Source organism: Clostridium sp. UBA2485 (assembly GCF_002341865.1).
Lineage (GTDB): Bacteria > Bacillota > Clostridia > Clostridiales > Clostridiaceae > Clostridium_J.
Map to the genome: position 1 here is coordinate 44,802 of NZ_DDOV01000074.1, position 17,556 is coordinate 62,357.

A 17,556-nucleotide genomic window follows, 5' to 3' on the forward strand; every position below is an offset into this window, starting at 1 on the left:
AGGAGAGAAAGTTATGAAAAAAATAATGTTGGTTTGTTGTGCAGGAATGTCTACCAGTTTACTAGTAAAAAAGATGCAGGATGCTGCAGCTAAGGAAAATTTAGAAGCAGAAATATTTGCAATAGGAGAAGCAGATGTAAAAAATCACGAAGATGTAGATGTGGTTTTACTTGGTCCTCAAGTTAGATATCTACTTGGAAAGATGGAAAAATTAATGGCACCAAAGGGAATACCAGTAAGTGTAATTGACAGTATTTTATATGGAACTATGAATGGAGAGGCAGTATTAAAACAAGCTATTGATATGATTAAGTAAATAGAATCTCTTTTATAAATATTAGGGGGGTAAAAAATGAAAAAGTTTATTAATTTTATGGAGAAATATTTTGTACCTGTGGCAGGGAGAATAGGTGCTCAAAGACATCTTGTAGCAATAAGAGATGGCTTTGTAATTTTAATGCCGCTAATCATAGCAGGTTCATTAGGTACATTGATTAATGCATTTCCAGTTAAAGGGTACCAAAATTTCATGATTAATGTATTTGGTGAATCATGGAAAAGTTTTGGAAGTAATATTTGGAACGGATCTATTGCCATAATGTCTTTTCTTGCAGTATTTACTATAGCTTATAATCTTGCGAAGTGCTATGAATCTGATGGTCTTACAGCAGGTGTTGTAGCTTTTGCAGCACTATTATCCATAACAAAAGCTACAGAAGATGGTTCTGGAATACCTTATAGTGCAGCAGGTGGAGTAGGGTTATTCTTAGCAATAATTGTAGCACTTATCTCTACGGAAATATTTGTAAGGCTAAGAAGAAATAAATCACTTATAATTAAAATGCCGGACAATGTACCGCCAGCAGTTTCTAAATCCTTTGCTTCATTATTACCAGTTATTATAACAATATCTATATTTTCAATAATTAGAATTTTATTTGCAGTAATTGGAGTAGATGATATTCATAAATTGATTTATGATGCACTGCAAGCACCTTTAGTAGCAGTAGCCAACACACTTTGGTCAGCAATATTAATTGCACTTTTAAATCACTTATTTTGGTTCTTTGGACTACATGGATCCAATATATTAGAACCGGTTATGCAAGCAGTTTATCTTCCAGCACTTGAGAAAAATATGGCTGCTGCAGCAGCTGGAGATGTAATACCAAATATTGTTACAAAACCATTTTTCGATGCTTTTGTATATATGGGAGGGTCAGGTGCAACAATTTGTCTTATAATTGCTATCTATATAGCTTCAAAACGTAAACATCATAGAAATATGGCTAACCTTTCATTAGGACCAGGATTATTTAATATAAATGAATCTATGATATATGGTATGCCAATTGTATTAAATCCAGCATTTATAATACCATTTATTTTAACACCAGTGCTATTAACCATAATAAGTTATGCTGCTACTGCTATAGGACTAGTTCCTCGTACTATTGCTATGGTACCATGGACTACACCACCTATACTTAGTGGATGGATTGCAACTGGAGGATCAGCTGCAGGCTCCATATTGCAAATAATAAATCTTGTTATCGGTGTAATTATATATATTCCTTTTATTGTTTTAGCAGAAAAAATTGAGGATAAAAAATCTAAAAATATTGTGAAGGAAATAGATAATAGCATAAAAAGTTAAGGTTTAAAATTATGCATGGAATCTGCAATATTTATTGTGAATTCCATGCATAATTCAACAAAAGAGATTTTCCTATTTAAAGGAAAAGTATTACATAATTTTACGATTGGAGGGAAAAGCATGGAAGGTATTAAAATTGCTGTAATTGGTGGAGGAAGTAGCTATACTCCGGAACTTATTCATGGAATAATACAAAGAATTGAGGAATTCCCTGTAAGAGAAATAGCATTAGTAGATGTAGAAGAAGGACAATGGAAACTTGACATAATTAGCAAACTTTCTTTAAGGATGTTAAATAAACATAATATCAAAACAAAAATAACTTCAACTTTGAATAGAAAAGAAGCTATAAAAAATGCAGATTTTATTGTTACTCAATTTAGAGTAGGTGGACTTGAAGCAAGATTAAAGGATGAAACAATACCATTAAAATATAATCTTATTGGTCAAGAAACTACTGGAGTAGGAGGATTTATTAAAGCACTTAGAACAATACCAGTGATACTTGATATATGTAAGGATATTAGTGAATTAGCTCCAAATGCATTCTTAATTAATTTCACAAATCCAGCAGGAATTATTACTGAAACTGTTTTAAATTATACAAAAGTTAAAGCTATTGGGGTATGTAATGTTCCAATAACAATGAGAAACAATATTGGAAAATTACTTGAGGTAGAGTCAAATAGAATAAGAATAGATTTTATAGGTCTTAACCATATGGTATACGGACAATCTGTTTATCTTGATGGTGAAGATATAACAAGTGAGATAATTGAGAGACTTTCTAATGGTGCTTCTATAAATATGAATAATATTCCTGATTTAAAATGGGATAAAGAGTTTTTAAAATCTTTAAATATGATTCCTTGTCCTTATCATAGGTATTTTTATATGAAAAATGAGGTTCTAAAGGAAGAATTAGAAGAGATAAAAAATGGACATGGTACAAGAGCAAAACAAGTAATGGAAATAGAAAATAAATTATTTAAAATATATGATGACGAAAACCTTGATGAAAAACCATCAGAGCTAGATAAAAGAGGAGGTGCATATTATTCAGAAGCTGCAGTTTCTCTTATGAGTGCTGTATATAATGATAAAAATGAAATTCATACTGTAAATATAAAAAATAATGGAGCTATATTAGATTTACCTAATAATTCTGTTATAGAAACAAATGCAATTGTAAATAAAAATGGAGCAACATCTATATCAGTAGGAATTTTGCCCCATTCTATAAGAGGGCTTATACAACAGGTCAAAGCTTATGAAACTCTTACAATAGAAGCAGCAATAAATGGAGATTATAATCAAGCTTTTTTAGCATTAATCAATAATCCATTAGGAGGTTCAATAAACATTACTAAAAAATTATTAAAAGATATACTTGATGAAAACAAAGAATATTTACCTCAATTTAAGTAGGGAGGAATTTATAATGGAAAATATAATATTTAAATTAATATCTTATAGCGGAGAAGCTAAAAGCTTTTCTATGGAATCTATAGCCAATGCAAAAATAGGAAATTTTGAAGAGGCTGAAAAATGTCTTCAATTAGCAGATAAAGGTCTTGAAGAGGCACACAAAGAACAAACAAAACTTATTCAATCAGAAGCAAGAAATGAAAAAATTGAAATTACATTGCTTATGGTTCATGCTCAAGATCATTTAATGAATGCCATAACCGTAAGGGATTTAGCTATAGAATTTGTAGATATGTATAAAAAAGTGTCAAGTAATAATTAAGAGAAAAGTATATATTGTTATCTTATCATAAATTAAATTTTAAAGTAAAAATGGAGGTAGTTAAATGCGAAAATTAGGAATATCAATATATCCTCCACAAGGGGACATAGAAAAATATAAAGATTATTTAAAAATGGCTGCAAAATATGGATTTACAAGGATATTTACTTGTCTTATATCCTTGGGAGAAAATATAGAAAATAATTTAAATCAGTTTAAAGAAATAACAAATACTGCAAAAGAGCTAGGGATGGAAGTTATTGCAGATGTAGATCCCTCTATTTTTAAAAAGTTAAACTTAAGTTATAAAGATCTTCAATTCTTTTCTCAAATAAATTTAAGCGGAATAAGATTAGACTTAGGATTTTCAGGAATGGAAGAAAGCATAATGAGTTTCAATCCATACGGGCTTAAAATTGAAATAAATATGAGCAATGGAACTAAATATCTTGATAATATTTTAAGTTATTGTCCTAATAAAAATAATATAATAGGATGTCATAACTTTTATCCTCATAGATATACAGGTATATCAAGAAAGCAGTTTTTAAACACATCAAGAGAGTTTAAAGAAAAAGGCATAAGGACGGCTGCTTTTGTTAGTTCTTCCAATGGAACCTTTGGACCATGGCCAACATCACATGGACTTTGCACTTTAGAAGAACATAGATTTTTGCCTATTGATGTTCAAGCAAAGGACTTATTTAATACAGGGTTAATTGATGACGTTATAATAGCAAATTGTTTTGCATCAGAAGAAGAATTTTATAAACTAAGCAAATTAAATAAGAATATTCTTGAACTTAAGGTCAAACTTTTAGAGGATTTACCAGAAACAGAGAAAAAGATAGTTTTAGAAGAAAGCCACTTTAATAGAGGAGATATATCTGAATATATGATTAGATCAACGGAAAGTCGTGTAAAATATAAAAATCATAAATTTGAATTATTTAATGCAAAACCTATAAAAAGAGGGGATGTATTAATTGAAAGCTCTCTTTATGAAAGATATAGTGGAGAACTTCAAATTGCACTAAAGGATATGGAGAACAGTGGAAAAACTAATGTAGTAGGAAAAATTGATGAAGATGAAATTTATTTATTAGATTATATTAAACCATGGCAAAAATTTAAGTTTGAATTATAAATTTTAAAATAAACTTAAAAAATAATATTTTCATGAAAATGTACAAGTTATTTTAATCATTAATTTATTATGGATAATAAATAGCAAAGAATTTTAAGTTTGAAATTTTCATGCAAGCTCTCTAAAAATAAGATTTTATGAAAAATATAGAGGTAGGTAAATATATGGCTGTAAAATGTATTACAAATGGTAAGATAATCCTAAAAGATAGAGTTTTACAGGGTAAATCCATTATATATGATGAAAAAATAATTCAAATTGTAGAAAATAATGTTCTTAGTAAAGATATAGAAACTATTGACGCAGAAGGAAATTATATATCACCTGGCTTTATAGACATCCATATTCATGGATCAAAAGGTTTTGATGTTATGGATGGCAGTATTGAAGGCATAGAAGCTATTAGTAAGAGTCTTTGTAATCATGGGGTTACAGGTTTCTTACCTACAACTATGACAATGCCAGTGGAGGATATTCATAAAGCTTTAGATGTGATAAAGATTTCTATGGATATGAAGTTTAATGCTTCAAAAATTCTTGGTGTTCATTTGGAAGGTCCTTTTATTAGTCCAAAGTATAAAGGAGCACAAAATGAAAAGTATATTTTAACACCAACAATAGAAATTATAAAACCTTATCTTGATATAATTAAGATAATTACAATTGCTCCTGAAATGGATGAAAATCACATTTTTATTAAATCTATGAATGTGAATAAAAATATGATATTATCAATAGGACATACAAATTCTACTTATGAAGAAGCAATGAGTGCTATAGAAGATGGTATAAAAAGTGCAACTCATTGTTTTAATGCTATGACTCCACTTCATCATAGAAATCCTGGGGTAATTGGAGCAATTTTAAATAGTGATATTTATTGTGAGCTTATTGCGGATACAATTCATGTACATCCTGCATTATTTAATATTTTAGAAAAAGTTAAAGGTGAAGATAAGATAATTTTAATAAGTGATGCTATGAGAGCAGCTTGTATGAAATTAGGAAATTACGATTTAGGTGGACAAAAAGTACTTGTATCACATGGAAGAGCAGCACTTGAAGATGGTACATTAGCTGGAAGTCTCCTCACTTTAGATAAAGCAGTAAAAAACATGAGAGCCCATACTAAATTAAAACTTGAAAAAATAATTAAGATGGTTACAATAAATCCTGCCAGTGCTATTGGGATAGATAGTATGAAAGGAAGCATAAAAGTAGGAAAATATGCTGATTTTACAGTATTTAATGAAAATATGGATATTTTATATACCATAGTAGAAGGAAACTTGTGTTTTAGGAAGGAATTTTAGGTTATGCAAATTATTAAGGTAAAAGATTATAAGGAACTAAGCAGAAAGGCAGCAAGTATATTGGCGAGTCAACTTATATTAAAGCCTAAAAGTATTATAGGTCTTGCAACAGGATCTACACCTATAGGTACTTATGAAGAGTTGATTCGCTTATACAATGAAGGATTTATAAGCTTTTCAGACGTAATTACTTTCAATTTAGATGAATATTGTGGATTGGAATCTAATGATATAAATAGTTATTATAACTTCATGAAAACTAAACTATTTAATCATATAGATATAAAAAAAGAGAACATTAATATTCCTGATGGATTAGCAGGAGACATTCAAAGAGAGTGTGAGTGTTATGAGAAAAAAATTGAAAAATCTGGCGGTATAGATGTACAACTACTTGGTATAGGGAGAAATGGTCATATTGGTTTTAATGAACCAAGTTTTAAATTTGAATCAAAAACATTTCTAGTGAATTTAGATGAAGATACAATTAAGGCCAATTCAAGATTTTTTAACAATATAGAAGATGTACCTAGACAAGCAGTAAGTATGGGAATAAAAACTATTATGAGTTCAAAAAAAATTCTTTTGCTTGCTAATGGTGAGGAAAAAGCAGAAATATTATATAAAGCGATTTATGGTGATATAATTCCAGAAGTACCTGCATCAATACTTCAATTACATCCAGATGTTACTATAATTGTAGATGAGAAAGCAGGTAGCTATTTAAAATAAGTATAAAATAACTAGTCAGAGATTGGAAAATATGGAGGTATACTGACTAGCTATTCTCTAAATGCTAGTAATTAAAAACTATGAAGAGGTACTTAGGAGGTCGTTATATGAAAGGTATAGGTGCATCTACAGGTATTGCTATTGGGAATATATTAGTTAAGCATAATAAAATTGAAGTGAAAAAATATAGTATTGAAGATTATGATGAAGAGGTAAAAAGGCTTAAAAAAGCCTTAGATACATCTATTGATCAAATAAAAGAACTTATTATATTTACAGAAAATACATTGGGGAAAGAAGAAGCGAAGGTCTTTGAAGCTCATATTCATATGCTAAAAGACGAGGAATTTATTACTCTTATTGAAAATAAAATTAAAGAGTTTAAGTTTAATGTTGAATGGGCGGTTAAGGAAGCCACTGATTTCTATGTAGATATGTTTAATTCTTTAGATAATAGTTATATGCGTGAAAGAAGTAGTGATCTTATAGATGTTTCAAATAGGATAATAAATAACTTACTAAATTTGAATACTATAGATTATAACAGTTTAACTGAATCCTTTATATTAGTAGCTCATGATTTAACGCCATCTGAGACGGCTAAGCTTCCTAAAAATAAAATACTTGGTTTTATAACAGAAATAGGAGGCCCTACATCTCATGTTGCTATTATGGCTAAAAATCTTGGCATTCCAGCAATTGTAGGTGCTGGAAAAATATTAGATTTATTTAATGAAAAATCTTTATTAGCTATGGATGGAGGTACAGGTGAGTTTTTTATTGAGCCAAATTGCTTGATAATAAATCAGTTCAATGAGAAGAGAGCCTATTTAGAAAGTGAAAAAGAGCTTAATAAATCTTTATTAGGTATGAAATCTCTTTCAGAGGATGGTAAAGATTTCGAAATAGTATGCAACATCGGTTCACCGGAAGAATTACATCAGGTATTAGATAATGATGGTGAAGGAATTGGACTTTTTAGAAGTGAATTTATATATATGGGAAGAAATGAGGCACCTAATGAAGATGAACAATTAAGCTGTTATAAAGAAGTAATTCAAGGAGTGGACGGAAAACCCGTAACAATCAGAACTTTAGATGTAGGAGGAGATAAGGAGCTTACTTATTTAAATATTAAGAAGGAGCAAAATCCTTTTCTTGGTTTTAGAGCAACAAGATATTGTTTGAAAGAAAGAGAATTATTTAAGGTTCAACTAAGAGCTNNAGCTATTTTAAGAGCAAGTGTCTTTGGTAATGTGAAAATAATGTTTCCTATGATATCTAGTGTTCAAGAAGCTAGAGAGGCAAAGGAAATTCTTGAAGAATGTAAAAGGGAATTAAAATCAAGTGAAATACCTTATGATGAGCATATAAAAGTTGGTATAATGATTGAAATACCTTCAGCAGCAATTATTTCTGATATTCTTGCAAAAGAAGTAGATTTTTTTAGCATAGGCACTAACGACCTTATCCAGTATACTATTGCTGTAGATAGATTGAATGAAAAAGTATCAAATTTATATACTCCATATCATCCATCAATACTTAGGCTTATTGACACTGTAATTAAAAATGGGCATAAGGAAGGTATACCAGTAGGAATCTGTGGAGAAGCAGCCAGTGATATAAAACTTCTTCCTGTATTTATGGGGATGGAACTTGATGAGTTTAGTGTAAGTCCAGCTTTAGTTTTAAAATTAAGAAGACATATGAAGAAATTTAAAGTTGTGGAGGCAAAAGAACTTAGTGATAAAGTTCTCAAGCTAGAAGATTCGGAAAGCATTGAAAAATTTTTAAAAGATATTATTAGTGAATGTCAGAAAATTAAGAATTAAAGAGAAGATTAAAAAAAGAAAAGTGAATTTGAACTTTTCTTTTTTTAATCTTTTTTTAAAGATGTATTTAGAAACATAATAGACTATTTATTATAAGAATATCTAATATTTTTATAAAATCTATTATTTAAGAGGATTTTACATAAAAACATTGAATTTGTTAATTTGTAAATTATTATTGAATTAAGATAGAATTTTGTAATGACATATCCTAAATATAAAATAACATAATATGTAATGTTGAGATTTATCACAAACACAGTTTTAGAATTAAATATTTATAGATAAAGGAGGATGATGGCTTAAGTAATAGATATAATAAAATAAATGTAGTAAAAAAGTGTTAATACTATTAGCAATTATATAAGATATTTTTACTTTTAAAAATAACATTATTAGAAATTTTTAATTAAGGAAAAGTTATAAAATATAAATCTTAATGAAATAAGTACTATCTTCAACAATATTTTTTAATTAGATAATATAAAGTTTTATTGTATGTAATATATGAAGATATAGTATTATAAATAAAAATCTCAAATTATAATAATGAGATTTAATTATTATGAAAATAATTAACAGAATATAAGAAAAATGCGAAGGATGAGAGTTACATAAAAATGGAGGAGATTGGAAATGACATGTCCAATGTGTGGAGCTGAAAATTTGGAAGATAGCTTATTTTGTAATAAGTGTGGTACTAAATTAAACTCTAATACAAATTTTATTAGAAAAAATAAAGTTAAGCTTAAGGAGAAAATAGGGATTATTGGAAGCTTTAGAAATAATGCTATTTTAAAAAACAAAAGAAATAGAATAATATTATTATTAATTATATTAGGATTTACCATATTATGTTCAGTATATTTTTATAATAAGGATACGAGAAAATTTATTCATCTTTTTAATAATAAAAAATATAGTGATGCACAAACATATTATAATGAAGTAATTGACAAATTTGGAGATAATAAAAAAAATAGAATTGATAAATCCTTGAAAAATTATTTTAGAAAACAATCAAATAAGATAAAAGAAGATTTTTTAAATGATGAAAAAAATTTAGAATATAGTGTTCAAATAGCCACACTTGAGAGAATGTTATATTATGATATTGATAACGAAGAGATTAAATCTGCTCAATACTTTTTAACTAAATTTAGGGATTCAAGACATGCTTTTAATGAAGCAGAAAAGGCTTTTAGAAATAAAGATTATTATAATTCAATTTTGCAATATAAGAATGTAATTGAGGATGATAAAAGTTTTAGTAATGCAGAAAAGAGAATAAATGAGATATTGCCATTATTAAAAAAAGAAAGATTTGATTTAGCAGAAAAACACTATAAGGCTAAAGAAATTGACAGTGCTATAGATGCTTTGAATTCAATCACTAAATTTTATGATGACGATAAAGCATTAAATGAAAAGCTTAACTTTTATAAGGCTGAGAAAGTTAAAGAAGACAAAATTATAGCAGAAAGAAAAGAAAAACGTAAAAATGAATTATTAACTTATATGAATAAGTATGTTGATTCAGTTTCAAATAATGTTATGTATGTTCATAAGCCATATGGGGAATTACTTGAAATCCATACAAATGAAGTCATATTTCAACCTTAGTTAAGGGGAGAGATTGGTTCTACGGTATTTAAATTAATTGCAGGATTTAATAGAAGTAATTGGTTGTTTATGAGAAAGATTATCTGTAATGCTGATGGATATATTTTTGAATTAAACTTTGACTATTTTAGCAGGAAAACTGAAGTAGTAGTTGGTGGTGGAGTTGATGAATGGGTAGAGATACCATGTTTTGATAGAAAAGATATCGACATAGGAATTGATAAAAATCCAAAAATGTTAGAGGATTTAATTAAATTAGGGAAATCAAGAAATGCTCTTATTAAGTTTGAAGGAGACACACAAGCAATGGATTACACTTTAACAGAAGAGCAAAAAAATATATTATTAAATGTAATAGAATTACATAATATATCAAAAAAATATTAACAAAAAAGTCTATGCTTTTAAGTATAGACTTTTTTAAATTATAGCTATTATAAGAAATTAGTTAGTGATAAAATAAATTATAGTTATTTGTTTACAAACTAATAGCTTAGAAAAATATAGGTATTATAATATAACAATTATAAAAATTAGGTTATAATAAATTATAAATATAAGTTATACAATTAGGAGTGTCTGGATAACTTAGGAGAAAAGAGTTTAAATTATTTATTGAGATTATATTATAAATTTATAGTTAGGAGAGATTTTATTGAAAAAAACTTTAATTATAATTTTAATGGCAATATTAATCTTTACTGGTTGTAACATTAAAACTTCAGAAGAGAAAGTTCTAGATAATGGAATTAAAGAAAATACTACAAAAGAAGCAGTTAAATTAGAGGAATCTGTAGATGAGAAGATAGAGAAAAAAATTTCTTCAATGAGTATTGAAGAAAAGGTAGGACAATTACTTATGCCTTCTATAGATACTGTAAATACTAATGGAGAAAAGATTGACTTTACAATGGTTACTCCAGAAGTAGAAGAAGTATTTAATAAATATAAATTAGGAGGAATCATCTTATTTAAAAATAACATGATAGATAAAGAGCAAACTAAAAAGCTTACAGAAGATATACAAAAGACTTCAAGAGATATTGGAGTATTTATAGGGACAGATGAGGAGGGAGGAACTGTAACAAGAATACCTAGAGATGTTGAAGCGCCTAGTGCTAGAACAATAGGAGATAGTAAAGATCCCAATTTATCTTTTGAAACTGCAAAAAGCATAGGGAAAGATATGAAAAATTTAGGACTAAATTTAGATTTTGCTCCTGTAATGGATGTAGATACTAATCCTGAAAATCCCGTTATAGGTATTAGAGCATTTAGTAATAAACCAGAGATAGTTGCAGAATTTGGAGTCAAATTTATGGAAGGATTAAAAAGCGAAGGTATAATTAGTTCTGTTAAACACTTTCCAGGACATGGAGATACTATAGGAGATTCTCATAAAGATTTAGTAAGTATAAACCATTCTAAAGATAGAATAAATGCTATAGAATTATATCCTTTTAAAAAAGCTATAGAAAATAATGTGGATATGGTGATGGTAGGTCATATTCAAGCAAAAGCTTTAGATGATAGCAAAATTTATTCTTCTAAGAAAGATACTGAAGTTTTAGTACCATCCACTTTTTCTAGTAAGATAATAGGAAACATTTTAAGAGAAGAACTAGGATTTAAAGGTGTGGTTATCACTGATGCTCTAAATATGGGAGCTATAGAAAATTATTTTACACTAAAGGAAGCTTCAGTTAATGCATTAAAAGCAGGAGCTAATATACTGCTAATGCCAGCACCTCTAGAACCAGGCGGAAATAATGAGCAGTTCGATGAAGTTTTTTATGGAATAATTGAAGATGTTAAAACAGGAAATCTAAGTGAGAATATAATAAACGAGAGCTTAAAAAGAATATTAAAATTAAAATATAATTATGGGCTTTTAAAATTGGAATAACATTATATTGAACTTTTTTAATATAGGTTATAAAGATTAATAATTAAGATTTGCTTTATGAATAATTAAGAATATTATATGGTAACACTACCATATAGAAAATATAAGGGAGGAGTTAATATGAATATTACATTTCAAGGTAATCCTATAACTTTAATTGATAAGGAACTTAAAGTAGGTGATAAAGCACCAAATTTTACATTGGCTAATAGTGATTTGCAGCCTGTAACATTGGATAACACAAGTGGTGTAAGAATTTTTGTAGTGGTGCCTTCTATTGACACAGGAGTATGCGATTTAGAAGTTCAAACATTTAACCAAAAAGCAGGAGAAGTTCCAGGTGTTCATATTTATACAATTTCAATGGATTTACCTTTTGCACAATTAAGATGGTGTGGAGCAAAAGCGGTAAAAGCTTTAACTATGTTGTCTGATTACAAGGATCATAGTTTTGGACATAATTATGGTAGCTATATAAAAGAATTAGGGTTATTAACTCGTGCAGTATTTGTGATAGATAGTAGTAATACAATAACTTATGTAGAGTATGTACCTGAAGTTACAGAACAGCCTAATTTTGAAGAAGTTATAAAAGCTGCAAAAGAAGCAAAATAGATATTTACACTAAAAAAGCCTTATAAAGCGAGACTATCCGAAATGGAAAGTCTCGCTATTATTTTGTAAATTTATTCTATATACTTACAAAGATGTAAGTTTTAAATAAAAGTTGTAAGCCTAATCTATGGTGTGAGAATTTATAGAATGATAAAATTTTACATAAATAATGATTTGATATTTGTAAGGAGAGAGTAGTGTGAAATTTAATTTACTAAATATTAGCTTAAACAATGTAAAGCATAATAAGAAGAATTATTTTACATACATTGTTTCTATAATAATTAATATAAGTATATTTAATGTGTATTTAAATATAGCAAATTCAGAAAAATTAAGAGCACTTATGGGAAAAGATGCTTTAGGAGTTGCGAGTCTTCTATTTAATTTATGTTCTTATGTAATCATTCTTTTTTCAGTAATATTCATGTGGAACTCCACTTCGTTTTTTATAAAAAAAAGAAAAAAAGAAATAGGCATATATGCTTTATTAGGAATGAAAAATAAAGATATAGCAAAGATGATGTTTATGGAAACTTTAATAATAGGAATATTTTCATTAGGTATTTCTATAGTAATAGGAACATTATTGTCACAAATATTTGCTAGGGTATTTATGAGTTTTATAAAGGCTACAGGAGATATAGGAATAGTATTCAGTTTTAAGGCACTAAAAAATACATTAGTTAATTTTAGTATAGTATTTATTATCATTTCTATAAGAGCTTATAGAATAATATATAAGTTTAAACTTATTGAGTTATTTAAAGGGGAAGAAATTAATGAAAAAGAGCCTAAAAATAAAACTTTAAAAGGCATATTATCAATAATATTGCTTATCTTAGGATATTTCTTTGGAAGTTTAACAGGAATAAAAATTTTAGGTGCAGCATCACTTTTTTTAGCTTTAATATCAGTAATAGTAGGAACATATTTATTTTTTAATAGTTTCTTTGCTCTCTATGTAAGTTTAATGAGAAAAAGAAAGAATAGTTATAAAAATGTGGAGAAACTGCTTGCATTATCTAATATTAGAAGCAGAATAGGAAGCAATGCTAAATCTTTAGCAGTCATATCCATATTAAATGCATCTATAATAGTTGCTGCTAGTACTACAATGATTGTAACTGGATTATTAGAAAAAGATATTTCTAATCATAGGTTTTCTTATGTTTATCATTCTAATAAAGGAGCAGATGAAATTGTAGATAAGGTTTTAGAACAACATAAAGATAATAAGATAAAAAATGATATTTTCATTCATTCTTTAAAATTTAATGAAAATGAAATTTTAAAGGATGGTAAAGAAGGCAAAAATATTTATGTTATTAAGGAAGAAGATTATAACAAGCTTTGTGCCATAGCAAATATAGAAGAAAAATTAAAACTTAAAAATAAAAATAATATAGCAATACTAGATGAAAATGAGATTTCTAGTGAAAGAGTATGGAAAATAGGCGCAAGTAAGATAAAAAGTGTAAAAGTAAATGAAAACATAAATATGCTCTTTGGAGACAATGAAGAATCTATGAATTTACTTGAGTATAGAGAAGAAATTATAAATCCAGAGGTAGGAGGAAAAACTGTAGTTGTAACATCAGAATCTTTTGAAAGATTTAAAACTTTTGGGAAGCCTCTTAGCCTTAGATTTATCAATGTAGAAGATCAAAATAAAAGTAAAGAACTAACAGAAGACATAAATAATAGTTTACATGAGAAAACAAAAATATCCAGCTATTATCAGTCTTACGAATCAGTAAGTAATATCAGTGGTACTTTTAAATTTATAGCACTTTTTACATCACTTATATTCATGATATCTAGCTTGAGCGTAATTTATTTTAAAATTGTGATGGAATGTGATGAAGAAATTAAGAGATATTCCATAATGAAAAAGATTGGTTTCTCATATAAAGATATTAAAAAAAGTATGGGAAAGGAACTCGCTATAATATTTATGCTTCCATTAATTCTATCAATACTTCATGCTCTAGCTGCATTAAGTACAATAATTTTTCTTCAAGTTGAAGGGGCTATAATATCAATAATTATATTTATAATAATATATTTAATCTTTTATACAGTAAGCAATAAATCACATTTTAAATTTATAATAGGTATGATATAGAAGAAAAGGCACTTTAGTTATTGAAGTGCCTTTTGTAATAAATCAATAAAAATATGAAGAGAAATACTTATATATAATTTAATTTAAAATATATTTAACTTTAGATAAGTTTATTTTCATGATTATAATCAAACTCTTCAGGATTTTGATTATAAACGCCTTCTTTGAAATTATCTAACCCTAATCTTTCTATGAAATCACTGATTTTTTCACCAAAATTTGCTGTCTTTTGATAGAAGGTTAAAATCTTCTCTACTAATTCATATGCTTCATTCTCAGTAATATCAATAGCTATTATGTCTGCAATTCTAGGATTAAACCCAGAGGACCCTCCAGCAGTTACTCTAAAGCCTGTAATGTCTGCAATTACACCTACATCTTTTGAATAAACTCCTCCACAAGCATTTCTACATCCAGCAACTCCTATTTTAGTTCTATTTGGCATAGAGGCGCCATGAAATTTATTTAAAATTTTCATGCCTACATTCATAGTATTAGCTTTAGATCTTTTACAAAAACCAGCAGGGCAAATCTCTACATTTTTTACTGAATAAATATTTTTAACAGCAGGTTCCATTTCAAGCTCAGCCCATATATTTTCAAGATCCTCTTCCTTTAAATTTGTTATCATAATTCTTTGGCCAGAGGTCATCTTCAGAACTCCATTATATTTTTTAGCTACTTCACCTATCTTTATAAGCTTATCAGCACTTATAAATCCACCGGGGATGTGAGGCGTTATAGCAAAAGTTCTCTTGCCATCTCTAACCTTTTGCAAATTACCGTAATGTGCCATAAATAAACACTCCCTATCTATGTAAATTTTATATTTTCTTATTAATAAATATATTTTAATATTTAATAGAGCTTTTGTCAGTAACAAAGGTTACAGATAAATTAGTTAGATAATAAGTTATTAACCATTGAAATTGGATATTTTTATATAAATAGTTAAAAACACTTGTCCAATTTATATTTTAGTATCTTAAAAAATAATAAGCCGGTAAATTAATCTACCGGTTTATTATTTTTCAAGATGCCTTAAATTAAATTTTCCGCTGTAAAATTCTTAGCTATTTTCTGTAATAATATATAATCTATTATAAATATAATGGTTCCAATTATAATTAGCACCATATTAGTTAAAAGTAATATACCAGTTATTTGACCAACTGCTAAGAGAATTATAGGGAGAACAATAAGACCAGCTAACTGCTGAGCTTCTTGAAAGGTTTTAGACTTTGCCGATATTAGAACAGTAAAAGTTAATCCAAGAATTGCTACAGCAGGAGTAAGATATAATATAAGAATTACCCATTTTATATTAGGGAAAATAAGCTTATGAAAATATAATAATCCACCTATATTTATAATTATTCCAAATATTATGCTGCATATTAAAGTTATTACATAAGTAGGAATGAAAACTCCTAAGAGTTTAGCTTTAAATAGTTCTTCTATTGAAATTGGCGTATATAATAGTGTTTCCATAGTTTTATGCTCTTTTTCTCCCACAAAGCTACTGGCACCAAGTAAAGTCGAACACATTATAGGTATTAACAGAAAAAAAGAAGGGAATAAATAATTAGTAAGTATAGTTAATACCATTTGCTCAGTGGTAAGAGCATTATAAGTTTGCGGCAATCTGCTTATTAAAGAATCAAAATCTTTTAGAGTTTTTGCTGCGTCAGAGGAAAAATGAAGAAGCAACAATACTATTGTCGGAAGTATAATCACAAAGATTAATGGAACTATAATCATAGGTATCAATACTTGTTTTGAAGACGTTATATCTTTTACATCTTTATAAATTAATGCTTTGTTTATTTTATTCAAATTTATCACCTCTTACATAGCTGAAATATAAATCTTCTAAAGAAGGTTTTTCCCTTCTAACTTCATATATTTTTCCATTACCACTAAAGATATTGTGCAAAAGCTTAGCTACTTCCTCATCGCTAGATATATGCTTTCTATAGATATTTCTATCAATTTTATTTAATCCAACATTATTAGGAATATTTTCTCCTCTGATTATAATAGAGTCATTAAAATTTTTATCATTGCATAATTTTTCAAAACTACCAAAGCCAAGCAAAGTTCCTTTATTTATAAGAGCATAAAGTGAGCATATATCCTGTGCATACTTCAATTGATGAGTACACATGAATACGGTGCTCTTATTTTCAAATGTCATATTTTTGATAAGTTTAGTAACATTTTCAGCACTTTCAGGATCAAGGCCAGAAGTAGGTTCATCAAGAAATAATATTTTAGGATTATGAATAAGAGCTATAGCAAGAGATATTCTTTTTTTCATTCCAGTACTATAAGCTTTTACTTTTCTATGCTTTACATCCTCTAATTCTAATCTATTAAATAGTTCATCACTTCTCTTTTTTATTTCATTATTGTTAAGACCATGCATTTTACCAAAGAAAATAAGATTTTCTTCACCACTTAAATTTTCATAGCTACATGCTGTTTCTGTCATTACTCCTGATAAACTATGAATTTTTATTTGATCTTTAGTAACATCATGTTCAAATATTTTTACTTCGCCTTCTGAAGGGGTTAGTATTCCATTTAATATCCTTACTGTAGTGGTTTTGCCTGAACCATTAGGACCAAGAAATCCTACAATAGAGCCTTCAGGTATTATAAAATTTATATTATCTAATGCTTTATTAATACCATCATAAGATTTAGTTAAGTTTCTTACCTCAATAGCATTCATTATTATCACCTCTTATATATTAAACTTTAAAGGGATAGAAAAAGTTCACATAAATTAAGAAAAATTTATAAAAGTATACCTTAATAAAAATAGTGAGTGACAAATAATCTGTA

General features: G+C 27.7%; 16 protein-coding genes. 13 read left to right on the top strand and 3 right to left on the bottom strand.

Annotated elements, in window-relative coordinates; genetic code table 11:
- Positions 1 to 13: 13 nt before the first annotated feature.
- From B3603_RS15085 to B3603_RS15145, 13 genes are all read left to right on the top strand, one after another.
- The gene (locus B3603_RS15085; RefSeq protein ID WP_039632314.1) at positions 14 to 316 is read left to right on the top strand and encodes a PTS sugar transporter subunit IIB; all 303 of its coding nucleotides are present in this window, start codon (positions 14 to 16) and stop codon (positions 314 to 316) included.
- A gap of 36 nt (positions 317 to 352) precedes the next feature.
- Complete coding sequence (locus B3603_RS15090) at positions 353 to 1,657, top strand: PTS sugar transporter subunit IIC (RefSeq protein WP_291566391.1); 1,305 nt, start codon at positions 353 to 355, stop codon at positions 1,655 to 1,657.
- Between the two features lie 120 nt (positions 1,658 to 1,777).
- Positions 1,778 to 3,085: a 6-phospho-beta-glucosidase gene (locus B3603_RS15095; protein ID WP_291566393.1), complete on the top strand. Its 1,308-nt coding sequence runs from the start codon at positions 1,778 to 1,780 to the stop codon at positions 3,083 to 3,085.
- A 13-nt stretch (positions 3,086 to 3,098) separates the two neighbouring features.
- Positions 3,099 to 3,407: a PTS lactose/cellobiose transporter subunit IIA gene (locus B3603_RS15100; protein ID WP_291566395.1), complete on the top strand. Its 309-nt coding sequence runs from the start codon at positions 3,099 to 3,101 to the stop codon at positions 3,405 to 3,407.
- 64 nt (positions 3,408 to 3,471) lie between these two features.
- Entirely contained in the window at positions 3,472 to 4,554 is a 1,083-nt protein-coding gene (locus tag B3603_RS15105; RefSeq protein ID WP_291566397.1) for a DUF871 domain-containing protein, read from the top strand.
- Between the two features lie 137 nt (positions 4,555 to 4,691).
- Positions 4,692 to 5,867: an N-acetylglucosamine-6-phosphate deacetylase gene (gene nagA, locus B3603_RS15110; RefSeq protein WP_291566400.1), complete on the top strand. Its 1,176-nt coding sequence runs from the start codon at positions 4,692 to 4,694 to the stop codon at positions 5,865 to 5,867.
- A 3-nt stretch (positions 5,868 to 5,870) separates the two neighbouring features.
- On the top strand, positions 5,871 to 6,599 hold the full coding sequence (nagB, locus tag B3603_RS15115) for a glucosamine-6-phosphate deaminase (protein WP_291566402.1): 729 nt from the start codon (positions 5,871 to 5,873) through the stop codon (positions 6,597 to 6,599).
- Positions 6,600 to 6,706: 107 nt separating this feature from the next.
- On the top strand, positions 6,707 to 8,434 hold the full coding sequence (gene ptsP, locus B3603_RS15120; protein ID WP_291566404.1) for a phosphoenolpyruvate--protein phosphotransferase: 1,728 nt from the start codon (positions 6,707 to 6,709) through the stop codon (positions 8,432 to 8,434).
- Between the two features lie 636 nt (positions 8,435 to 9,070).
- On the top strand, positions 9,071 to 10,057 hold the full coding sequence (locus B3603_RS15125) for a zinc ribbon domain-containing protein (protein WP_291566406.1): 987 nt from the start codon (positions 9,071 to 9,073) through the stop codon (positions 10,055 to 10,057).
- A 69-nt stretch (positions 10,058 to 10,126) separates the two neighbouring features.
- Positions 10,127 to 10,444, top strand: coding sequence for a hypothetical protein (locus B3603_RS15130; RefSeq protein WP_291566407.1), 318 nt, complete (start codon positions 10,127 to 10,129; stop codon positions 10,442 to 10,444).
- Positions 10,445 to 10,712: 268 nt separating this feature from the next.
- Positions 10,713 to 11,963 carry a glycoside hydrolase family 3 protein gene (locus B3603_RS15135; RefSeq protein WP_291566409.1) on the top strand — a complete coding sequence of 417 codons (1,251 nt, stop codon included), beginning with the start codon at positions 10,713 to 10,715 and terminating at the stop codon, positions 11,961 to 11,963.
- 120 nt (positions 11,964 to 12,083) lie between these two features.
- A complete protein-coding gene (tpx, locus tag B3603_RS15140) occupies positions 12,084 to 12,578 on the top strand; it encodes a thiol peroxidase (protein WP_291566410.1) in 495 nt (164 codons plus the stop codon).
- Between the two features lie 199 nt (positions 12,579 to 12,777).
- Entirely contained in the window at positions 12,778 to 14,706 is a 1,929-nt protein-coding gene (locus B3603_RS15145) for an FtsX-like permease family protein (protein ID WP_291566413.1), read from the top strand.
- A gap of 100 nt (positions 14,707 to 14,806) precedes the next feature.
- On the opposite strand, the gene B3603_RS15150 is transcribed toward B3603_RS15145, so the two are convergent.
- The 3 genes from B3603_RS15150 to B3603_RS15160 form a co-directional block, all read right to left on the bottom strand.
- A complete protein-coding gene (locus B3603_RS15150) occupies positions 14,807 to 15,502 on the bottom strand; it encodes an NAD(P)/FAD-dependent oxidoreductase (protein WP_291566414.1) in 696 nt (231 codons plus the stop codon).
- Between the two features lie 245 nt (positions 15,503 to 15,747).
- A complete protein-coding gene (locus B3603_RS15155) occupies positions 15,748 to 16,542 on the bottom strand; it encodes an ABC transporter permease subunit (RefSeq protein ID WP_291566416.1) in 795 nt (264 codons plus the stop codon).
- Entirely contained in the window at positions 16,535 to 17,443 is a 909-nt protein-coding gene (locus B3603_RS15160; RefSeq protein ID WP_291566418.1) for an ABC transporter ATP-binding protein, read from the bottom strand. Before B3603_RS15160 ends, B3603_RS15155 begins: the two co-directional genes overlap by 8 nt.
- Positions 17,444 to 17,556: the final 113 nt, after the last annotated feature.